Genomic DNA, 19,825 nt, shown 5'->3' with positions numbered 1-19,825 from the left:
CGCCCCGTCCCCCGCCGCATCACCGCCCACGGGCGCGGGCACTCTCCCCACTGGAACAACTACACAGCGTGACCATCCCCGGTCACGCCGGTTGGGAAAGGAACCGTGGTCCCCATGCGTCTCGCTGCTGCCCTCAGCGGTCTCGTCCTCGCGCTCGGCGGTGCCGTCGCCGCCGCCCCGGCTGCCCACGCCTCGCCGCAGGCCTGCTTCTACACGGTGCTGGAGCAGCACCCCCAGGCGAATCCCGAGGTGGTCCAGCGGGCCTGTCTCACCGGGGCCGCGGGCACCGAGGAGGCCATCCGGTCCTGTTACGCCCAGTTGCGGGGGGATTACGTCCCCGCGGTGATCGCCTTCGAGGCGTGCCGGCGCGCGCCGCAGTAGGGGCGGCCGGGGACCCCACCCGGGCGGGGCGGCGGAAAACCGGGCGCGGCTCCGTCGTGGGTGTGCGAGTGTGGCGGATCGTCCCGACCGGTCTCGACACAGGAGCCTGCGATGACGGTGCCGCCCCGCCTGCTGCCGCTGCTGGAGCAGTTCGACTTCGCGTACAGGCGTCTCGCCGACCGCATGACAGGCCCCGTCATGGACAGCGGCGACGGGGCGGACACCCCGGTCGGTCCGATGACGGACGACGAACACCTCTGGGAGCCGGTGCCGGGCTGCTGGTCGGTACGGCGGCGCGAGGACGGGCCCGGGCCCCGCGCGACGCACCTGGCGGGCGCCGGTGACTGGGGACGCGACGCGGCCGCTCACCCGCACCCCTGGCCGCCGCCCTTCACCACCCTCGCGTGGCGCCTGAGCCACCTCGGCGAGATGCTCACCCTGCGCGCCGATCACACCGCCGGCGGCCACCGGCTCACCCGGGACGACTACCGGATCAGCGGCGACGCGGCGACGGCGGTGGCGGCCTTCCGTACCGGCGCCGTGGCCTGGCGGAGAGCCCTGCTCGGCGCCGACGACACCGCTCTCGACACGGTCGGGTACTGCACCTACCCGCACGGCGGCGATCCGGAGGAGCCGTTCCTGGACATCGTGTGGTGGGTCAACCAGGAACTGCTGCACCACGGAGCCGAGATCGCCCTCCTGCGCGACCTGTACCACGCCCGCGCCCAGGACGGCCGCCACCGCGAACGCCCCTGAGAGAACGGTGCCCCGCTCCGGGGGGCACGGGCCGGGACCCCGGCGGACGGGGCCGAAGGGCCCCGGGGGGCGGGCCGGGCGGCCCGTGGTGGCGGCGGCACAAGCGGCTCAGGCTGGGGGCAGACCACACGAAGGGAGCCGGTGTGATGACCTCCGCCACCACCATGAACGCGGCACTTCCCGCCGAGTACCGCGAACGGCTGACGCGGACAGCCAGGGAGGTGTCCTTCGAGGCCGGGACCCGGCTGTTCGAGGAGGGCCGGCGGGCCGACCGGCTGTGGATCGTCCGCACCGGCACGGTCGCCCTCGATCTGCGCGTTCCCGGCCGGCGTCCCGCCGTCGTCGCCTCGCTCGGGCACGGCCAGCTGGTCGGCTGGTCCTGGTACCACCCGCCGTACCTGTGGCACCTGGGCGCCGAGGCAGTCAGTCCGGTGCGCGCGTGGGAGTTCGACGGCGGGACGGTCCGGGCCATGTGCGCCGAGGACCCGGGGTTCGGCCGCGCGATGGCGGGCTGGGTCGGCCGGGTGCTCGTCGAGCGGCTGCACGTGTGCCGCGTCCGGCTGCTCGGCCTGTACGCCCCCTAGCGCAGCGGAAGCCTCGTCTGACCACGCGGCGCGCACAGGGGAGCGCCGGAGAAGGCTTCCCGGCTGGCACAGTTCCGTCGGCCCGGGCAGCGTGGAGGGTACCGACAACGACAGCTGGTGAGGTGGCCATGCAACCCCCTGAACCGAAGATCCGCGTGGTCGCGGGTGTGGACGGCTCCCCGTCGTCGTACGCGGCGCTGCGCTGGGCGGCGCGGTACGCGGAGATGGTCGGCGGTTTCGTGGAGGCCGTGTGCGCCTGGGACACGCCGTCGGCCATCGGCTGGGCCGGGCCCGCGATCGACCCCGAGTTCGACCTGGAGCAGGCGCAGGAGCGGTTCGCGGAGGAGATGCGCGCGGTCTTCCCGGACAAGCGGCCCACCGGTATGCGCGAGATCCTGGTGGAGGGCGACCCGTCCGACGTGCTGATCGCCGCCTCGGAGGGGGCGGAGATCCTCGTCGTGGGCCGCCGGGGGCGGGGCGGCTTCGCCCGCGCGTTCCTGGGGTCGGTGGGGCTGCGCTGCGCCCAGCACGCGGCCTGCCCGGTCGTGGTGGTCCGGGCGGACCAGGACCGGCCACGCTGACCCGGAGCGGGGGAACCGGCTCCGGCCGTTGCTCCGCCGCGGGGGACCTGGCCGGACAGCCGTCGGCTACCAGGTGTCGATGCGCCGGCCGGTCAGGGTGTTCATCCCGACGCGGACCCAGACGTCGCGTTCCCCGCCCGCCCAGGGCGCGCTGTGGGCCCGCTCGGCGAGGTGGCGCACGGCGTCCGGGTCGGTCACCTGTTCGGCCGTGCCGTGCACCACGACACTCCAGCCCTGGCTGAGCGCGTCGTCCACGCGGTCGACCTCGAAGGCCACCTCCCGGCCGAGTCCCTGGAGCGCGACCGTCCCGGCCTGCGTCCGGAAGACGAGGGCGTCGTCGATGACGCTGTAGTTGACGGGTACGACGACCGGGGCGGCCTCGGTGGACACCGCGATCCGGCCCACGCCGTGCGTCGACAGCAGCCGACGGCAGTCCTCCTCGCCCAGCTCGGTGAAGCGGGGCGCCCGGGCGGCGTTCCCGAGGCCCGACGGCAGGTCGACGTGACCGCCGCCGAGTTCCGTGACGCTGGTCCGCAGGGCCCCGGCCAGCCGGAGGAGCGTACCGGCCTCGGGTGCGGCGGTGCTGTGCTTCTCCAGGTGCTCGATGTAGGACGGGGCCATGGCCGCCCGGAACGCCAGTTCCTCCACGGTGAGGCCCAGTTCCCTGCGGCGCTGTTCGACGCGGCGCCCGAGGTCGCCCCGTGGGGGCCCGCCGTCCGTGGGCGACGGCTGTTCCGGTGGTCTGTGCTCGGCCATGGTTCCTCACTCCTCGGGCTGCGGACCGTCGCCCCGTACGTCCACCATGACCGATCCCACCGGGCCGGGCCCGGTCAAACGGTCCTCGGTCCCCGCGGGCTACGTCCGTTCGGTCCCGGCGCTGCTCCGCCCGGGTGACCCCGCGCACGGGCCGCCGTCCGGCCCGGCCCCGGCGGGCCCCCGGCCCGGGTTCCGGCCGGGCAGGGGCGCGTGCCAGACCAGCCGGGTGCCCCCGCCCTCCGGACGGCCGAGTTCCAGGCCGCCGCCGAGGTTCCGGGCGCGTTCCGCCAGGTTGCGCAGGCCGCTGCGACGGCCTCCGGGCGGGATGCCGACGCCGTTGTCGGTGACGGTGAGCCGCACCTCGGTCCCGTCGGTCTCCAGCGCCACGCCGGCGCGGTCGGCGTGGGCGTGCCGGGCGATGTTGGCGAGGGACTCGGACAGGACGGCCACGACGTGGTCGGCGGTCTCCCGGGGCACATGGGTGTCGAGCAGGCCCTCCATCCGGACACTGGGCGCGAAGCCCAGTGCCGGTGTCGCCTCGCCGGCCACGCGCACCGTACGGGCCCGCAGCCCGGGTGTCCCGTCGCGGTCGTCGGCGCGCAGGCCGAAGATGGCCGATCGGATGATCTTGATGGTTTCGTCCAGGTCGTCGACGGCCCGCCGCACCCGCTCGGCGGCCTCGGGGTGCTGGATGAACCGGTCCGCGCTCTGCAGCGTCATGCCCGTCGCGAACAGCCGCTGGATGGCCAGGTCGTGCAGGTCCCGGGCGATCCGGTCACGGTCCTCCAGCAGCGCGATCTGCTCGGCGTCCCGGCGGCGCTCCGCGAGTTCCATCGCGACGGCGGCCTGCGCGGCGAAGCCCCTCAGCAGCTCCGTCTCCTTGTCGGAGAAGTCCCCCGCGCCCGTCTCCCGGGCCAGCAGGACCACGCCCCGGACCCGGTCCTCGCGGCCGATCGGGACGGCGACGGCCGGGCCCAGTCCGGCGAACCGCGGCGGGCCCGCCGCGACCCGCTCGTCGCGTGCCACGTCCGGGCTGCTCACGGGGGCGCCGAGGGCGAAGGCCCGGCCGGTCAGGGTGCCTTCCACCGGCAGCACGAGGCCACGGTGGGCGTCGGCCTGCCGGCCGATGGCCAGTTCCACCGCGAGCGCGCCGGTGTCCACGGGGGTCGCCACGGCGGCGAGCGCGGAGCCGCTGATGTCCCGCGCCCGCTCGGCGATGAGCGCCAGCACCTCGTGCTGGTCCGCGCCGGACATCAGGCTGCTGCTGGCCTCCGCGCTGGCCGCGAGCCGTCGTTCCCGCAGCCGGGACTCCTCGTACAGCCGGGCGTTGTCGATCGCCACGCCCGCCGCCACGGCCAGCGCGGACACCAGCGACTCGTCGTCCTCGTCGAACCGCAGCCCGCCGCGTTTCTCGGTGAGGTACAGATTGCCGAAGACCCGGTCGCGGGCCCGGATGGGTACGCCGAGGAAGGTGTTCATCGGCGGATGGTTCGGCGGGAAGCCGTACGACGCCGGGTGTGCGGAGAGCTTGTCGAGCCGCAGCGGCTCCGGGTGGCGGATCAGTTCGCCGAGGATGCCGTGGCCCTCCGGGTAGGGGCCGATGCGGGCGATGCCGGCCGCGTCGACGCCGTGGGTGACGAACGCCGAGAGCCGTGTGCCGCCCGTGCCGATCACGCCGAGCGCCGCGTACTCGGCGTCGACCAGGTCCGCCGCCGCCTCCACGATGCCGCGCAGCACCTGCTCCAGGTCCAGTTCGCGGCCGACGGAGACCACGGCCTCGAGCAGGGTGTGCACCTTGTGCTGGGTGCCGCGGGCGGCGTCCAGACGAGCCTGCAACTCCTCCAGCAGCTCGTCCAGTCTCAGCTGCGGCAGCCGTACGACGTGCGCCTCACCGGCGCCCTCGGAGCCTTTCACCGCCGTACCTCCCCGAACCTCGCCCCGCGCACGGCCGTTCCGCCCGGGATCACGGTAGCGGCCGGGGCGGACGGCCCTGGCGCGGGGTCCGGGGGTACGCCGGCGGCCCGGTGGGCGGCGGCGGTTTCCGGCCGCGCGGACAGGGCCCATCGGCCCTTTCCCGGCACGGCCGCCCGGGTCCACGATGGCCCGGTGCTGCTTCACCAAGGTGACTTCCGCGCGCTCGGCAGACAGGCCTGCCTGCGCCTGCTGGGCCGGGTTCCGGTCGGCCGGATCGTGTACACCCGGCAAGCGCTGCCCGCCGTGCTGCCGGTCAACTTCCGTCTGGACGCGGACTCCTCCGTGGTGCTGCGCACATCGGCGGACTCGGAGCTGGTGCGGGCGGTCGACGGCGCCGTGGTCGCGTTCGAGGCCGATGAGTTCGACGCGGCGGCCCACAGCGGCTGGAGTGTGGTCGTCACCGGCCGGGCGGCCCTGGTGACGGACGCGGCCGAGCGGGCGCGCCTCGCGCGGTGCGGCCCGGACTCCTGGCGGCCCCTGCGGGGCGGGGTGTTCGTGCGCATCGCACCGGATCTGGTCACCGGACGCCGGCTGTCGGGGATGTGACCGGCGCCGCTCATGTCCGGGGCCCGCCGGCGCGCGGGCGGCTCTGGAGCCGGGTGGCGAGGACGGCCGCCTGGACCCGGCGCTCGACCCCGAGTTTGGCGAGCAGGCGCGAGATGTGGTTCTTCACCGTCTTCTCGGCCAGGAACAGCCGCCGGCCGATCTGCCGGTTGGTGAGCCCCTCGCCGATCAGGGCCAGGATCTCCCGCTCCCGCTCGGTCAGCCCGGGCAGGCCGTCCGGCTCGGCATCCTCCTGCCGCCCGTCCCGCAGCCTGGCCAGGAGCCGGGTGGTGGCGCCGGGGTCCAGGAGCGACTGCCCGCCGGCCACCGTGCGCACCGCGGAGACCAGGTCCGAACCCCGGATCTGCTTGAGGACGTAGCCGGACGCACCCGCCATGACTGAATCCAGCAGCGCCTCCTCGTCGTCGAAGGAGGTCAGCATCAGACAGGCCAGCTCCGGCAGGCGCGAGCGCAGCTCCCGGCAGACGGTCACCCCGTCGCCGTCCGGCAGCCGGACGTCGAGGACGGCCACGTCGGGGCGGAGCGCGGGGACCCGGGCCAGGGCCTGTGCGGCGGTGGACGCCTCTCCGGCCACCGTGATGTCCTGCTCGTCGTCCAGCAGGTCGCGCACTCCGCGCCGGACCACCTCGTGGTCGTCGAGGAGGAAGACCCGGATCGGGTTCCCGGGTCCGGTCTGCGCGCGCTCCGCCATGGCAACTCCCTGTCACGTACTCTCGGCTCTCCTGCCGATCCTGGTCCCTTACGGACCCGGGCGACAGGGCCGTCCGGCCCTTACGCGCACCGGGGAAATCGGTTGCGCCGGTCCGGGTTCTCCCCTGTGATCCTCCAGTGACCTGTCGGGCAGAACGGGTGTCCTTCCGGGCGCTCCTGCGCCCGGCGGGCGTACCGGCAGACCCACGACCGTCCTGTCCGCGCCACCCGTCCCCGCGCACGAAGCCCCACCCGTCCCCGCGCACGAACAGGAGCCTCACCCACCCCATGACCACGACCCGGAAGATGCACGAGGGAGAGGCCGCCACCGACCCGGACCTGGTGCGGCGTCTGCTGCGCGGGCAGTTTCCGCAGTGGGCTCAGCTGCCCGTGACCCGGCTCGCCTCGGGCGGCACGGTGAACGCGGTCTACCGTGTGGGCACCGGTCTGACGGTCCGTCTGCCCCTGCTGGAAGGCGGCGCCGGGAGCGTGGACCACGAGGCCCGCTGGCTGCCCCGGCTGGCGCCGCTGCTGCCGGTGCCGATCCCGGAGGTGGTCGCACTGGGGGAACCGGCCGAGGGCTATCCGTGGCGGTGGGCGGTCCACCGGTGGCTGGCGGGCGACGTCCTGGCCGAGGGCGCGGCGGACGACGGTCTGGCCCGCGATCTCGCGGCGTTCGTCAGGGCGATGCGCACGGCCCGTCTCGACGGCGGTCCCCCGGCCTACCGGGGCGGTCCGCTGCGCGGGGCCGACCCTCAGACGCGTGCCGCCATCGAGGCGCTGCGCCGTACGGACGAGCCCTTCGACGCCGACGCGCTCCTCGCCTCCTGGGAGCAGGCGCTCACCGCCCCCGACTGGGCGGGGGCACCCTGCTGGACCCACTCCGACCTCATGCCGGGCAATCTGCTCGGCGCCGACGGCCGGCTGACCGCGGTCCTGGACTTCGGCACGGTGGGCGTGGGCGACCCCGCGATCGACCTCATTCCGGCCTGGAACCTGTTCACGCCGGCCGCTCGACGCACCTTCCGCGAGGGCGTCGACGTGGACGAGGCCACCTGGGAGCGGGGGCGCGGCTGGGCCCTGTCGATGGCGGTCGTGCAACTGCCGTACTACCGGCACACCAACCCGGTCATCTCCGCCAACGCCCGCCATGTCCTCGGGCAGGTCCTGGCGGGCCGCTGAGCCGCTGCCCCCGCCGTCCGGCCAGCAGACGTACGCCACCGGGACCGCGTCGGAGGATGCGGCCGCCGAGTGGCGCGAGGGCGCCCGGGGCACACCGGACCGCGCGGGGTCGGTGAAAATGGCCGGGTCCGCCGTTCCCGCCAGCGAGGAGTGGCCGCGCAGCTGCCTACGTCCGCCCCCGGCCCCAAGCCGCCGACGATCGCGGATGTCTCACGCGTCGCCGGGGTCTCACGCACGACCGTGTCGCACGCCCTCAACGGGCTGGGCAGGTCGACCCCCGGACGAGGGAGCGCATCCGGCAGGTCGCGGCCGACCTCGGCTACCGGCCCAATCTGCGGGCGCAGCGGCTGCGGCGCGGGCAGGCCAAGGTGATCGCGCTCGCCTCCTCGATGCCGTTCTCGGTGGCGGGCGGGCCGTCCCGGCTCGGCTTCTACATGGAGGTCGCGGCGGCCGCCGCGGAGCGCGCCCTGCTCCATGACTACGCCCTCGTCCTGGTGCCGCCCGTGCAGTCGGGTTCGGCGCTGTACTCCGTCGACATCGACGGGGCCATCGTGGTCGAACCGGACGTCGAGGACGCGGCGGCGGCCCAGCTGCGCGAGCGCGGGCTGCCGTACGTGGCGCTCGGCCGGCCGGCGGCGCCCGACGAGGACACCCCCTACGTCGACCTGCGCGGCCGGACGGTCGCGGAGCTGCTGCTGCGGCACCTGCACGAGCAGGGTGCCGTCCGGCCGGCGCTGATGGTGGGCGCCGGCGGGCGGCACTCGTCCGTGGACGCCGTCGCCGCGTACGAGCGGATCGCCGGGGAGTACGGCTGGACGCCGGTCCTGGCGAGGGTCCCGGAGTCCGGCGGTGAGCGGGCGGGGTACGAGCGGTGCGCCGCCCTGCTCGCCGAGCATCCCGGCATCGACGCGGTCTGCGCGCTGGTGGACGCCTTCGCGGTGGGCGCGGTCCGGGCGGTCCGGGACAGCGGCCGGTCGGTACCGGACGACGTCATGGTGGTCACCCGCTACGACGGCCTGCGCTCCCGCACCTGCGAGCCGCCGCTCACCGCGGTCGACCTGCATCTGGACCGGGCGGCGTCCGACGCCGTGGAGCTGCTGCTCGGCCGGTTGCGCGGGGACACCGCCACGCCGTCGGTGGTGGTGTCCCCCGAGCCGCGGGTGATCGCCCGGGCCTCGTCGGTCCGGCCGCCCGGGCCTGAGCCCGGACCCGTCCGGGTGGCCGTCAGACCCCGAGCACCAGGGCGAGCCCGGAGACCAGGGCGAAGACCAGGACGAACAGGCGCATCCTGCGCGCGTCCAGCCGGTGGTGCACCAGTCGGCTGAGCCACGCGCCGGCGGCGATGGCCGGCAGCAGCAGGACAGCCTGGCCGAGTTCCGTGGCCTGCGCCTGCCCGGTGCCGAACAGCAGGGCCAGGGAGGCGACTTCGCCGACGAGGAAGCACGCGGCGACGGTGGAGCGCAGTTCGGCGGGCGGCCGGTGCTGGCAGACCAGCGCGAGCGGGGGCCCGCCGACCCCGGTCGCGGTCTCCGTCAGCCCGGTCACCGCGCCCGCGCCGGCATAGGCGGCCCGGCCGGGGTCGGCGGGCGCGGCCAGGCTCACGACGGCCGCGAGCACCGTGGAGACGCCCACGAACACCCCGAGGCCGCGTTCCGGGATCAGCCAGAGCACCGCCAGTCCGGCCGGGGTGGCGGCCAGTCTCGCCCCGGTGATCCAGCCCGCGCCGCGCAGGTCGAGCGAGGCCCGCTCGCGCCAGGCGACGTACAGGTTGAGCGGGATCATCGAGGCCAGGACGAAGACCGGGACCAGGTGGGGATCGAGCATTCCGGCCACCGGTGCGACGATCAGCGCGAAGCCGAGCCCGCTGCTGCCCTGGACGAACGCGGCCACGGCCACGGTGAGGGCGAGGACCGTCAGCGTCTGTGCCGTCACTGTGCCGCCTTCCGCTGCCGCGACCGGTGCTGTGCCCGTGCCGCGGTGGAGGTGCGGTGCGCGCGGGTGATGTCCGCCCTGCCGACGGTGGCACGGGCCAGTTCGGCCGCGCGTCGCACCAGGGCGGCCCCGTCCCAGTCGGCCGGCCGGCCCTGCCACACGCGCATCCGCCCGGCGACGAAGACGGCGGTGATCTGGTCCCGGTTGCCGCGCCGTACCAGCTCCCAGGGCAGGTCCCAGGAGAGCGCGAGTTCCGGGGTGCCGATGTCGACGAGGGGGCCGGTGCGCGGTCCAGGGGGCCGGGGACCGCGCGTCGGCCGGGCGCCGACCGCGGCCACGGCTGCGGCAGGCGCCGCCGCCTCCTCCGGGCCCGCGGGATCAGGCCCGGGAGCGCCCGCGAGGGCACCGCGGGTGCCCCCCGAACGGTCGCGTCTCCGGCACCTCGTTCTGGAACGATCGGTCAGGAAGACCGGGGTCCCGCGGCGCGGCGGAGCCGGTTGGCGATCGCGAGTCCCAGCCCCTCCTCCGCCGGCAGGGACGCCACGATGAGGTCGCACCCTCGCTGGTCCAGCTCGCGCAGGTTTCCGTAGAGCCCGCGCGCGTAGGCGGCCATCGAGTCGGGGACCGCCACCACGGCGTGCGCCTTCACCGGAGCGCCGGCGAGGGCGGGGGGAAGCAGGACGCCCACCCGGTTTCCCAGCTCCTGGGCGAGCTCCGCCTCGACGACGACCTTCTCCGGCTCGACGAGGACGACCCGCGCACGCGGCGCGTAGTGCGACGGGTGCTGGCCCGGCACCCGGACCTGGCTCGTGGCGGGGACCGCGATCGGGCACCCCAGCACCGCTTCGAGGTCCTCGCGGGTCACCCCGCCGGGCCGGAGGATGCTCGGGACGTCGCCCGTGGCGTCGACGATGGTCGACTCGACACCGACCTCGCAGGAGCCGCCGTCCAGCACGAAGTCGACGGCGTCGCCCAGCTCCGCGCGGACATGGTCCGCCGTGGTGGGGCTGACCGAGCCGAAGCGGTTGGCGGACGGGGCCGTGACACCGCCGCCGAAGGCCGTCAGCAGCGCGAGTGCGACGGGGTGGTCGGGCACGCGCACGGCCACCGTCTCCAGGCCGCCGGTCGCTTCGAGAGGCACCCGTCGGCCGCGCCGCAGGACCAGGGTGAGGGGGCCCGGCCAGAAGTGCTCGGCGAGCAGGCGCGCCGTCGCGGGCACCTCCTCGACCCACTCGTCCAGGTGGTCCGCGCCGCCGATGTGGACGATCAGCGGATGGGAGGGCGGGCGCCCCTTGACGTGGAAGATGCGCGAGACGGCGGCCGGGTCCTCGGCGTTGGCGCCCAGACCGTAGACGGTCTCGGTCGGCAGGGCCACCAGGCCCCCGGCGCGCAGTACCTCGGCCGCCTTCTCGATGTCAGTGGTTGTTGCGATCACGCCGGTAATTTTCTCACTGTCCCACTCCTCCCCGACCGCCCGCATCCAATGATGCGAAGCACGCTCACATGAGCACCGACAGGGCGGACGCTCAGCAGCGGAGGGGAAGATCATCCCGGCACCAGGTTCGCCGGCCAGGAACCGAAAGCGACGCAGCGTCCGTTCGCGATCGTCCGGGGGCTTCCCGACTCTCGACGCGGTCCGTGGGTCCTATGACCGGGTGGCGGACAACTACGCCCGCAGGGTGGCGACGACGGGCATGGGCGACATCCGTCGCCATCCGTGGCTCAAGGCGTCCATCGACGCCTTCGCCGACCGCGGACTCGACGTGTCCGGGGTCGATCTCTCCTCCCGCATGATCGGGAACGCGCGCCGCCTTCATCCGCACTGCCGCTTCGGTGTCGCCTCCGCCACCGAACTCGATCTGCCGGAGGGGTCGTCGAGCGGCGTACTCGGGTGGTGGTCCCTGTTCGATCTTCCCCGCGCCGTCCTTCCCCAGGTCCTCGGTCTGTTCGCGCGCGCCCTGAGGCCGGGCGGTCACTTCATCGACGGGAGGAGCGGGCCGGGCGTGGTCGTCAGGGCCGGGCGACGACCGTGCCCGCCCACGGCCGTGCTCGTTCCGCGACGGGCACGGCACCCGTGCCGTGCCCGGACCGTGAGCGGCTGTGTTCCACGGAGTGGATGGCTCTTGGCCGGGGGATGCGCCTGTTGTACAAATAGGTCTCATGATCTCCGAGCCCCTGGTGCGACGCCTGGTCATCGACCTGTGCCGGCGCCCGGGCGCGTGTTGTCGCTGATCCGGTCTCTTTCCGCACCCCTCGCCGTCCGGTGACGTCACCCGGACGAGGGTCCTCGTCGCGCCCTGCCGGGGTGCTCCGTCCGCATCGTTCAGCATCGCTCACGCCGGGGCCGGCCCCTCCCCCTCTGCCTTGAGGCCGTTCCTCCCCGGCGTCCCCTGGAGGACGCCCGTGTCCACGACTCCCCCGCTGTCCCGGCCCGCCGCCACCGAGCCACCCGCCCCCGGCACGCCGCCCGGACGGTCCTTCCCGGCACGGCGCACATGGGTGCGCGCCCGTCCCGTGCTGCTGCCGTCCGGCTCCCTGATCGTCTTCCTCGTGCTGTGGCAACTGCTGGCGGCGAGCGGCACGTGGAGCGAGACACTGGTCCCGCCGCCGGCCAGGGTGTGGGACGCGTTCGTCGACGTGTCCACGACGCACGAGGGCGTACGCGGGTACAACGGCACCTACCTCGTCGAGCACCTGGGCATCAGTCTGCGCCGCATCGCCGCCGGCGCCGGCCTCGGCATCGTCCTCGGGGTGCTGTTCGGGCTGCTCATGGGCACCGTCGGCTGGCTGCGCGCGCTGTTCGAACCGTGGATCACCTTCCTGCGCACGCTGCCACCGCTGGCGTACTTCTCCCTGCTCGTCATCTGGCTGGGCATCAACGAGGAGCCGAAGATCACGCTGCTGGCGGTGGCCGCCTTCCCGCCCGTGGCGGTGTCGACCACCACGGCCGTCGCGGCCGTGCCGAGGAGTCTGACCGAGGCCGCCCGGGCCCTCGGCGCCTCGCGGTGGAACGTGGTCACGGATGTCGTCGTCCCGTCCGCGCTGCCCGAAACGCTCACCGGGATCCGGCTGGCCGTGGGGGTGGCCTATTCCTCGCTGGTGGCCGCCGAGCTGGTCAACGGGCTGCCCGGTATCGGCGGCATGGTCAAGGACGCCGCGAACTACAACAACACCCCCGTGGTGCTCGTCGGCATCCTCACCATCGGCGCCTCCGGCCTGATCATCGACGGCCTGCTGCTGCGGCTGGAGCGCGCCGTCGTGCCCTGGCGCGGCCGCGCCTAGCACCGGCCCGGCGCGGCCCGATCCGCTTCCGTCCCGCACATCCGGCACATCCCGCACAGAAACGGTCCCGCCATGTCCCCTGTGTCCCACGGAACTTCGCGTCGGCTCCTGCTGGCCGGTGCCCTCGCCGCCGTCTCCGCGGCGGTCACCGGCTGCTCGTCCGACGCGGCATCGGCGTCGGGCGGCTCCCGGCGGCTGCGCATCGGCTACTTCGCCTTCCCCAGCGGCGACCTGCTCGTGAAACACAGAAAGCTGCTGGAGAAGGAGCTGCCGGATCACCGCGTCACCTGGATCAAGTTCGACTCCGGGGCCGCCGTGAACCAGGCATTCCTCGGCAGGTCGCTCGACATCGCCGCGCTGGGTTCCAGCCCGTTCGCCCGGGGGATATCGGGCAGTTCACCGATCCCCTACAAGGTGGCGTGGATCCTGGACGTGGCGGGGGAGAACGAGGCTCTCGTCGCGCGCAAGGACAGCGGGGTCGCGGAGGTCGCCGGTCTCAAGGGGAGGACGGTCGCCACGCCCTTCGCCTCCACCTCGCACTACAGCCTGCTGGCGGCCCTGCGGACGGCCGGGCTGACGGCCGCCGACGTCAAGCTCGTCGATCTGCAGCCGCAGGCCATCCTCGCCGCCTGGCAGCGGGGCGACATCGACGCCGCCTACGTGTGGCTGCCCACCCTGGACGAGCTGCGCAGGACCGGCGTCCAGCTCACCAGCAGCAAGGAGATCGGCGCGGCGGGCAAGCCGACGCTCGACCTGGCCGTGGTGTCGGACGACCTCGTCGCCAGGGACCCGCACGCGATCGACGCCTGGCGCAAGGCCCAGGCACGGGCGCTGCGGCTGCTCAGGTCCGACCCCGGCGGCTCGGTGGCGGACGTCTCGGCCGAGCTGGGCATCAGCGCCGCGGCCGCGAGGGCCCAGCTCAGGCAGGGTGTCTTCCTCAGCCCGGAGCAGGTGGCCTCCCCCGGCTGGCTCGGCACCGACGGCAGCCCCGGCAAGCTGCTCACGTACGTCACCGACACGGCGCGTTTCCTCGCGGAGCAGCGGCAGATCGACGCCGCGCCGTCCGAGGCCGCCGTCCGCAAGGCGTTCTACCTGAAGGGGATGCCCGATGTCGTCCAGTGAAGTCACCGCGTCCCGGACCGAGTCCGGCGCCGGGCAGGCGGAGGCCGTGCGGCTCGACGGGGTCGTCCACCGGTACGGCCGCAAGGGCGAGGACTTCACCGCCGTAGGGCCCGTCGATCTGACCGTGCCCGCCGGGGAGTTCCTGGTGCTGGTGGGCGCCTCGGGGTGCGGCAAGAGCACACTGCTGCGGCTCGTCGCCGGGTTCGAGCGGCCCACGCGGGGCTCGGTGCGTGTCCACGGTGCCGCCCCACGGCCGGGCGTCGCCGCCGGCGTGGTCTTCCAGACGCCGCGGCTGTTCCCCTGGCGGACCGTGCGGGGCAACATCGACCTGGCGCTGCGGTACGCGGGCGTCGAGCGCGCCCGATGGCCCGAGCGCCGCCAGGAGTTGCTGGACCGCGTCGGCCTGGCGGGCATCGAGGGACGACGGGTGTGGGAGATCTCCGGCGGCCAGCAGCAACGCGTCGCCATCGCCCGGGCCCTGGCCGCCGAGAACCCGCTCCTGCTGCTGGACGAACCCTTCGCCGCGCTGGACGCGCTGACCCGGGAACGCCTCCAGGAGGACGTCCGGCAGGTCACCGGGCTCACCGGCCGGACCACGGTGTTCGTGACGCACTCGGCGGACGAGGCGGTGTTCCTCGGCTCGCGCATCGTCGTGCTGACCAGGAGCCCGGGAACCGTGGCCCTGGACCTGCCGATCCCCCTGCCGCGCGACGGCGTCGACGCCGAGGAGCTGCGGAACTCGGGCGAGTTCGCCGAGTTGCGCGCGCGGGTGTCCCACGCCGTCAAGGCCGCCGCCGCGGCCTGACCCCGTACCCCCCGATCCGGAAAGGACACACGGATGAGCGTTCTGAGCGAGCGGCCCGCCCCGGTACGGCTGCCGGTCACCGCACTCGGCCCGCGCTTCGGTGCCGAGCTGCGCGGCATCGACCTGGCCCGCCTCGACGACGGTGAAGTCCTCGCCCTGCGCGAGGCGTTGGTGGCGTACAAGGTGCTTTTCGTGCGCGGCCAGCACGGCCTGGACGACGCCGCGCAGATCGAGTTCGGCAGGAGGCTGGGCGAGGTCACCGTCGGGCATCCCGTCCACGACTCGGGTGACGTGGCCCCCGAGGTGTACGCGCTGGACAGCCAGGACAACGGGTTCGCCGACGTCTGGCACACGGACGTGACGTTCGTACGGCGGCCGCCGGCGATCTCCGTGCTGCGGGCCGTGGTGCTGCCGCCGGGCGGCGGCGACACCAGCTGGGCCGACAGCCAGCTGGCCTACGAGTCGCTGTCGCCCGGTCTGCGGGACTACGTCGACACGCTGACCGCCGTCCACGACGGCACCCGCGAGTTCGGCTACTACCTGGCCCGGCGCCGGGGCGGTCGGGGCAACGTGTGGGAGGGCGAGGTGTTCACCGAACTGACGCCGGTGGAGCACCCGGTGGTGCGCGTGCACCCCGAGAGCGGGCGCAAGGGCCTGTTCGTGAACCCCGGCTTCACCTCGCACATCGTGGGCGTCTCGGAGCACGAGAGCCGGGGCATCCTGGACATCCTCTACGCCCATCTCACCAAGCCCGAGCACGTCGTACGGCACCGCTGGCAGCCGGGTGACGTCGCCCTGTGGGACAACCGCAGCACGGCCCACTACGCCAACCGGGACTACGGCGACCAGCACCGTGTCATGCACCGCATCACGCTGCGCGGTGACCTTCCGGCCGGACCGGCGGCCGTGCGCCGCTGACGGTGTGCGCGGGAGGCCCCGCCCGCGGTCTCCCGCACACATGTCCGTGCCGCGCACGGACGATCGTTGCACGGGGATGTCGTGTGTGAAGTCCTCGTTGCACGGTGCGTATCGCCCTGTACCCGGGTGACGGGCCGTGCTTACCTCGTCGCAACTCAGCGCCGCCGTCCTGCACGAGGAGCACCATGAGCAGCCAGTCCGTCGACTCCGTGACCGCCGGCCCCGCCCCCGAGGAGCCGTCCGCCGGCCCCGCCTGGTCCTTCGAGACCAAGCAGGTCCATTCCGGTGCGGTACCCGACCCGGTCACCGGTGCCCGCGCCACACCGATCTACCAGACGACGTCGTTCGTGTTCCGCGACACCCGGCACGCCGCCGACCTGTTCTCGCTCGCCGAACCCGGCAACATCTACACCCGCATCCACAACCCCACCCAGGACGTCTTCGAGCAGCGGCTCGCGGCCCTGGAGGGCGGTGTGGCGGCCGTGGCACTGTCCTCCGGGCAGGCGGCGGAGACCCTGGCCCTGCTGACCCTGGCGAGCGCCGGCGACCACATCGTCTCCAGCACCTCCCTGTACGGCGGCACCTACAACCTCTTCCGGCACACGCTGCCCCGCTTCGGCATCGAGGTGTCCTTCGTGGACGACCCGGACGACGCCGAGGCATGGCGGGCGGCGGTCCGGCCGAACACCAAGGCGCTGTTCGCGGAGTCGCTGGGCAACCCGCGCGGCAATGTGCTCGACGTGCGGGCGGTGGCCGACGTGGCGCACGCGGCGGGTGTCCCGCTGATCGTGGACAACACGGTGCCGACCCCGTACCTGCTGCGTCCGCTGGAGCACGGCGCGGACATCGTCGTGCACTCGGCCACGAAGTTCCTCGGCGGCCATGGCACCGCCATCGCGGGCGTGGTCGTGGACGGCGGTACGTTCGACTTCGGCGTGCACGCCGACAGGTTCCCGGACTTCACCGAGCCGGACCCGAGCTACCACGGCCTGCGGTACTGGCCGGCGCTCGGCCCCGGCGCCTACGCGGCCAAGCTGCGGGTGCAGTTGCTGCGCGACCTCGGCCCGGCGCTCTCCCCGCACTCCGCGTTCCTGCTGCTCCAGGGGGTGGAGACGCTGAGCCTGCGGATCGAGCGGCACACGGCCAACGCGCAGGCACTCGCCGAGTGGCTGGAGCAGCGCGACGAGGTCGCCGTCGTGCACTACCCGGGCCTGCCGTCCAGCACGTGGTACGAGGCGGGGCGGAAGTACCTGCCGCGCGGTGCCGGCGCGGTCGTCTCCTTCGAGCTGCGCGGCGGTGTCGAGGCGGGCAAACGGTTCGTGGACGGCGTGGAGTTGTTCAGCCACCTCGCCAACATCGGCGACGTGCGCAGCCTGATCATCCACCCGGCGTCCACCACGCACAGTCAGCTGGACGAGGCGCAGCTGGAGGCGACCGGGACCGCGCCGGGGCTGGTGCGCCTGTCGGTGGGCATCGAGGCCCTGGCCGACCTGAAGGCGGACCTGGAGGCCGGTTTCCGCGCGGCCAAGGGCGCGTAGGTGCACGCCGTCGCCGCTGCCGAGGTGCCCCTCCCGCCGGCCACCGGGGCCTGGCGGGAGGGGGATCCGCCCGGCCGGCGCCGGTGGTACGACGCCGAGAAGCCGCTGCCGTTGGAGGCGGGCGGTGAACTGCCGGGCGTACGGCTCGCGTTCGAGACCTGGGGGACGCTCGCGCCGGACCGTGGCAACGCCGTGCTGGTACTGCACGCGCTCACCGGGGACAGTCACGCGGCCGGGCCGGCCGGGCCCGGGCATCCGACGCCCGGCTGGTGGGACGCCCTGATCGGTCCGGGCCGGGCGCTGGACACCGACCGCTGGTTCGTCGTCGCGCCGAACGTGCTCGGCGGCTGCCAGGGCAGCACGGGGCCGGCCTCCCCGTGCCCCGGCGGCGGGCGGTCATGGGGCGGCGCGTTCCCGTTCCTGACCCCGCGCGACCAGGTGGCCGCGGAGGCCGGTCTCGCGGACGCGCTGGGCATCGACCGGTGGGCGCTGGTCGTCGGTGGCTCGATGGGCGGCATGCGGGCCGTGGAGTGGGCGGTGTCCCACCCGGCGCGGACGGGAGCGCTGTTGCTCCTGGCGACGACGGCGGCGGCGAGCGCGGAACAGCTGGCGTGGGCGGACATCCAGGTGCGGGCCATCCGCGCGGACCCGTACTGGCAGGGCGGTGACTACCACGACACCGGCCGGGGACCGCACGCCGGGCTGGGGCTGGCCCGCCGCCTGGCCCATGTCACCTACCGCAGCGAGCCGGAGCTCCAGGTCCGCTTCGGCCGGCTGCCGCAGGGCGGGGAGGACCCGTGGCGCGGCGGACGCTACCAGGTGCAGTCCTATCTCGACCATCACGCGGCCAAGCTGGTGCGGCGGTTCGACGCGGCGAGTTACGTCGTGCTGACCGAGGCGATGAACGCCCATGACGTGGGCCGGGGACGGGGCGGTGTGCGGGCCGCCCTGCGCCGGGTGACCGCGCCCACCCTGGTCGCCGGGGTGGACTCCGACCGCCTCTATCCGCCGGCCCAGCAGACGGAGCTGGCCGCGCTGATCCCGGGCGCCGACCGGCTCAGGGTGGTGGAGTCGCCGTACGGGCACGACGGGTTCCTGATCGAGGCCGATCAGGTGGCGGCGCTCGTCCGCGAGGTGCTGACCTGAGGCCGGCGCCTTCGCGTCGGCCGGCTCAGTCGGGTGTGCCGCCGGGGACGGCGAGTTCCCGCCCTCGGTAGAAGCCTTCCCGTTCCTCGGTGACGTAGGGGGCCATGGCTGCCCGCCGCTGCCGCTCGGGCTCGGACGTCCGCCAGGAGTCGCACGCCTCCTCGGAGTCCCAGAACGAGACCCCGGTGATCTCCTGTCCGTCCGCGGACCAGTACGCGAAGGCCTGGCGCATTCCGCGCGGCCGGGTCGCGGGCCGCCACGCGCGCTCGACGTCCTCCAGGGTGCCCGGCCGGATGCGGCGGGTCGTCACCCAGACAAAGTGCTCCTCCATCACGGTCTCCTCCGCTACGGCCGTCCGGCACGTCGGCGCCCCTGCGACCACGGTAGGTCCCCGGCGCGGAACGCGCCTGGTGTGCCCCTCGTCTCTCCCGGCCGGGCGATTCGCGGCAAATGGGAGCGTCTTCATGACGACCGTGTGAACGCGGAAACATTCTCTTTATCTAAAGCAATGCAGCGTTTCAACCTTTCAATTACAGGCGTTGCGGGCTTTTTGATCTTCCTATCTAATGTCCGATATCCGGAGAGGCGACCCCGCCTCCGGTGACATCCAGGGCGTTCCCCACGATCGGTACGCCCGAGGCGAGTCGGGAGCGCGACAGCATGGCAGCGGTATCGAGGGCACAGGTGTTCCGGCGCGACCGGGTCGGGACGGTCTCGCTCGCCGTCGTCGGATTCTTCGTCCTCCTCGCCGTCGCCGCGCCCCTGATCACCGCGCTCTACGGCAAGAACCCCACCGAGCACTACGGCCAGAACGAGACCGGCCTGCTCAGCCCCGAGGGCCTGCCCGCGCTCCCCAACGGCGGCATCTCCGCCGCGCACTGGTTCGGCATCGAGCCCGGCCTCGGCCGCGACGTCCTCGCCCAGCTCCTCCACGGCATCCGCACCTCCCTGCTGATCGCCTTCGCCTCGGCCGCCGTCGTCGCCGTCGTCGGCGTGACCGTCGGGGTGACCGCGGGCTACCTCAGCGGCCTCGTCGACCGGGCGTTCACCTTCGTGTGCAACGTCCTGCTCGCCTTCCCGGCCCTGCTGCTCCTGCTCACGCTGGGCCCGGTGGTCCAGACCCGCTTCGTGGGCCCCGACGAGAACGAACCCGCCTGGATGCAGTTCACCGTTCTCGTCCTCGTCTTCTCCGCCTTCGGCTGGGTGCCGCTCGCTATGGTGCTGCGCACCGTCGTACGGTCCCTGCGCGAGCGGGAGTTCGTCGAGGCGGCCCGGGCGCTCGGCGCGAGCCGGCGCCACATCGTCCTGCGCGAACTGCTGCCGAACGTGTGGGCGCCGGTGCTGGTGCACATCACCCTCGCCGTGCCCGCGATCGTCACCACCGAGGCCGCGCTGTCCTTCCTGGGCGTCGGCATCAACGAGCCCATCCCCGACTGGGGCCGCATGATCTCCCGGGGCTCCGAGGTCTTCCACGACGACCCCACCTATATGGTCTTCCCCGGCGCCTCGCTCCTCGTCTTCGTCCTCGCCTTCAACCTCCTCGGCGACGCCGTGCGGGACGCGCTCGACCCGCACACCGTCCGCTGAGCCCCGGCACCTTCCCCGATCCACACC

The 19,825-nt window shown here is 74.0% G+C and carries 19 protein-coding genes and 3 pseudogenes; 15 read left to right on the top strand and 7 right to left on the bottom strand.

The window, feature by feature from the left end:
- The first annotated feature begins 114 nt into the window (after positions 1–114).
- The 4 genes from AB0E62_RS29215 to AB0E62_RS29200 all read left to right on the top strand — a co-directional run bounded on the left by AB0E62_RS29215 (position 115) and on the right by AB0E62_RS29200 (position 2,302).
- Positions 115–381, top strand: a complete 267-nt coding sequence (locus AB0E62_RS29215; RefSeq protein ID WP_362200198.1) for a hypothetical protein — start codon at positions 115–117, stop codon at positions 379–381.
- Between the two features lie 111 nt (positions 382–492).
- Complete coding sequence (locus AB0E62_RS29210) at positions 493–1,137, top strand: DinB family protein (protein WP_362200196.1); 645 nt, start codon at positions 493–495, stop codon at positions 1,135–1,137.
- A 146-nt stretch (positions 1,138–1,283) separates the two neighbouring features.
- On the top strand, positions 1,284–1,721 hold the full coding sequence (locus tag AB0E62_RS29205; protein ID WP_362200193.1) for a cyclic nucleotide-binding domain-containing protein: 438 nt from the start codon (positions 1,284–1,286) through the stop codon (positions 1,719–1,721).
- A 128-nt stretch (positions 1,722–1,849) separates the two neighbouring features.
- Positions 1,850–2,302 carry a universal stress protein gene (locus tag AB0E62_RS29200; protein WP_362200190.1) on the top strand — a complete coding sequence of 151 codons (453 nt, stop codon included), beginning with the start codon at positions 1,850–1,852 and terminating at the stop codon, positions 2,300–2,302.
- 66 nt (positions 2,303–2,368) lie between these two features.
- Here the strand turns inward: AB0E62_RS29200 and AB0E62_RS29195 are convergent, their stop codons facing one another.
- Positions 2,369–3,058, bottom strand: a complete 690-nt coding sequence (locus AB0E62_RS29195; protein ID WP_362200187.1) for a pyridoxamine 5'-phosphate oxidase family protein — start codon at positions 3,056–3,058, stop codon at positions 2,369–2,371.
- Positions 3,059–3,157: 99 nt separating this feature from the next.
- Positions 3,158–4,972, bottom strand: coding sequence for a GAF domain-containing protein (locus AB0E62_RS29190; RefSeq protein WP_362200185.1), 1,815 nt, complete (start codon positions 4,970–4,972; stop codon positions 3,158–3,160).
- 195 nt (positions 4,973–5,167) lie between these two features.
- Between AB0E62_RS29190 and AB0E62_RS29185 the strand changes: the two genes are divergently transcribed.
- On the top strand, positions 5,168–5,578 hold the full coding sequence (locus AB0E62_RS29185) for a pyridoxamine 5'-phosphate oxidase family protein (RefSeq protein WP_362200383.1): 411 nt from the start codon (positions 5,168–5,170) through the stop codon (positions 5,576–5,578).
- Positions 5,579–5,588: 10 nt separating this feature from the next.
- Here AB0E62_RS29185 and AB0E62_RS29180 read toward each other — a convergent pair whose 3' ends face one another.
- Positions 5,589–6,287: a response regulator transcription factor gene (locus tag AB0E62_RS29180; RefSeq protein WP_362200182.1), complete on the bottom strand. Its 699-nt coding sequence runs from the start codon at positions 6,285–6,287 to the stop codon at positions 5,589–5,591.
- Between the two features lie 287 nt (positions 6,288–6,574).
- Between AB0E62_RS29180 and AB0E62_RS29175 the strand changes: the two genes are divergently transcribed.
- Positions 6,575–7,468 (top strand): aminoglycoside phosphotransferase family protein, encoded by an 894-nt coding sequence (locus AB0E62_RS29175; RefSeq protein WP_362200179.1) that lies wholly within the window; start codon positions 6,575–6,577, stop codon positions 7,466–7,468.
- 162 nt (positions 7,469–7,630) lie between these two features.
- Positions 7,631–8,655: pseudogene (locus AB0E62_RS29170) on the top strand (substrate-binding domain-containing protein); the annotation flags it as partial.
- Between the two features lie 37 nt (positions 8,656–8,692).
- On the opposite strand, the gene AB0E62_RS29165 reads toward AB0E62_RS29170, so the two are convergent.
- From AB0E62_RS29165 to AB0E62_RS29155, 3 genes and pseudogenes are all read right to left on the bottom strand, one after another.
- Entirely contained in the window at positions 8,693–9,400 is a 708-nt protein-coding gene (locus AB0E62_RS29165) for a sulfite exporter TauE/SafE family protein (protein WP_362200176.1), read from the bottom strand.
- Positions 9,397–9,675, bottom strand: a pseudogene (locus tag AB0E62_RS29160) (amidohydrolase); the annotation flags it as partial. The pseudogene AB0E62_RS29160 and the gene AB0E62_RS29165, both read right to left, overlap by 4 nt.
- Before the next feature lie 185 nt (positions 9,676–9,860).
- Positions 9,861–10,835, bottom strand: a complete 975-nt coding sequence (locus tag AB0E62_RS29155) for an L-threonylcarbamoyladenylate synthase (RefSeq protein WP_362200173.1) — start codon at positions 10,833–10,835, stop codon at positions 9,861–9,863.
- Between the two features lie 259 nt (positions 10,836–11,094).
- Here AB0E62_RS29155 and AB0E62_RS29150 point away from each other — a divergent pair.
- The 7 genes and pseudogenes from AB0E62_RS29150 to AB0E62_RS29120 form a co-directional block, all read left to right on the top strand.
- Positions 11,095–11,382: pseudogene (locus AB0E62_RS29150) on the top strand (class I SAM-dependent methyltransferase); the annotation flags it as partial.
- Positions 11,383–11,914: 532 nt separating this feature from the next.
- Complete coding sequence (locus AB0E62_RS29145) at positions 11,915–12,682, top strand: ABC transporter permease (RefSeq protein WP_362200380.1); 768 nt, start codon at positions 11,915–11,917, stop codon at positions 12,680–12,682.
- A 72-nt stretch (positions 12,683–12,754) separates the two neighbouring features.
- The gene (locus tag AB0E62_RS29140) at positions 12,755–13,804 is read left to right on the top strand and encodes an ABC transporter substrate-binding protein (protein ID WP_362200170.1); all 1,050 of its coding nucleotides are present in this window, start codon (positions 12,755–12,757) and stop codon (positions 13,802–13,804) included.
- Entirely contained in the window at positions 13,791–14,609 is an 819-nt protein-coding gene (locus tag AB0E62_RS29135) for an ABC transporter ATP-binding protein (RefSeq protein ID WP_362200167.1), read from the top strand. Before AB0E62_RS29140 ends, AB0E62_RS29135 begins: the two co-directional genes overlap by 14 nt.
- A gap of 33 nt (positions 14,610–14,642) precedes the next feature.
- Positions 14,643–15,527: a TauD/TfdA family dioxygenase gene (locus AB0E62_RS29130; RefSeq protein ID WP_362200164.1), complete on the top strand. Its 885-nt coding sequence runs from the start codon at positions 14,643–14,645 to the stop codon at positions 15,525–15,527.
- 185 nt (positions 15,528–15,712) lie between these two features.
- On the top strand, positions 15,713–17,065 hold the full coding sequence (locus tag AB0E62_RS29125) for a bifunctional o-acetylhomoserine/o-acetylserine sulfhydrylase (RefSeq protein ID WP_362200161.1): 1,353 nt from the start codon (positions 15,713–15,715) through the stop codon (positions 17,063–17,065).
- Positions 17,066–18,211, top strand: a complete 1,146-nt coding sequence (locus tag AB0E62_RS29120; RefSeq protein WP_362200158.1) for a homoserine O-acetyltransferase — start codon at positions 17,066–17,068, stop codon at positions 18,209–18,211.
- Positions 18,212–18,236: 25 nt separating this feature from the next.
- Here AB0E62_RS29120 and AB0E62_RS29115 read toward each other — a convergent pair whose 3' ends face one another.
- Complete coding sequence (locus tag AB0E62_RS29115) at positions 18,237–18,542, bottom strand: hypothetical protein (protein ID WP_362200155.1); 306 nt, start codon at positions 18,540–18,542, stop codon at positions 18,237–18,239.
- Between the two features lie 329 nt (positions 18,543–18,871).
- On the opposite strand from AB0E62_RS29115, the gene AB0E62_RS29110 reads away from it, so the two are divergent.
- Positions 18,872–19,798 carry an ABC transporter permease gene (locus AB0E62_RS29110; protein ID WP_362200152.1) on the top strand — a complete coding sequence of 309 codons (927 nt, stop codon included), beginning with the start codon at positions 18,872–18,874 and terminating at the stop codon, positions 19,796–19,798.
- The last annotated feature ends 27 nt before the right edge of the window (positions 19,799–19,825 follow it).

This window comes from Streptomyces sp. NPDC038707 (assembly GCF_040636485.1).
Taxonomy (GTDB): domain Bacteria; phylum Actinomycetota; class Actinomycetes; order Streptomycetales; family Streptomycetaceae; genus Streptomyces.
Note: the sequence above shows the minus strand (reverse complement) of the source record. Positions and strands in the feature narration are given on the sequence as shown.

Bases quoted from the DNA above. Each gene is read 5' to 3' on its own strand.
- AB0E62_RS29215 (WP_362200198.1), top strand. From the start codon at position 115: ATGCGTCTCGCTGCTGCCCTCAGCGGTCTCGTCCTCGCGCTCGGCGGT.
- AB0E62_RS29210 (WP_362200196.1), top strand. From the start codon at position 493: ATGACGGTGCCGCCCCGCCTGCTGCCGCTGCTGGAGCAGTTCGACTTC.
- AB0E62_RS29205 (WP_362200193.1), top strand. From the start codon at position 1,284: ATGACCTCCGCCACCACCATGAACGCGGCACTTCCCGCCGAGTACCGC.
- AB0E62_RS29200 (WP_362200190.1), top strand. From the start codon at position 1,850: ATGCAACCCCCTGAACCGAAGATCCGCGTGGTCGCGGGTGTGGACGGC.
- AB0E62_RS29195 (WP_362200187.1), bottom strand. From the start codon at position 3,058: ATGGCCGAGCACAGACCACCGGAACAGCCGTCGCCCACGGACGGCGGG.
- AB0E62_RS29180 (WP_362200182.1), bottom strand. From the start codon at position 6,287: ATGGCGGAGCGCGCGCAGACCGGACCCGGGAACCCGATCCGGGTCTTC.
- AB0E62_RS29175 (WP_362200179.1), top strand. From the start codon at position 6,575: ATGACCACGACCCGGAAGATGCACGAGGGAGAGGCCGCCACCGACCCG.
- AB0E62_RS29140 (WP_362200170.1), top strand. From the start codon at position 12,755: ATGTCCCCTGTGTCCCACGGAACTTCGCGTCGGCTCCTGCTGGCCGGT.
- AB0E62_RS29135 (WP_362200167.1), top strand. From the start codon at position 13,791: ATGTCGTCCAGTGAAGTCACCGCGTCCCGGACCGAGTCCGGCGCCGGG.
- AB0E62_RS29130 (WP_362200164.1), top strand. From the start codon at position 14,643: ATGAGCGTTCTGAGCGAGCGGCCCGCCCCGGTACGGCTGCCGGTCACC.
- AB0E62_RS29125 (WP_362200161.1), top strand. From the start codon at position 15,713: ATGAGCAGCCAGTCCGTCGACTCCGTGACCGCCGGCCCCGCCCCCGAG.
- AB0E62_RS29115 (WP_362200155.1), bottom strand. From the start codon at position 18,542: ATGGAGGAGCACTTTGTCTGGGTGACGACCCGCCGCATCCGGCCGGGC.
- AB0E62_RS29110 (WP_362200152.1), top strand. From the start codon at position 18,872: ATGGCAGCGGTATCGAGGGCACAGGTGTTCCGGCGCGACCGGGTCGGG.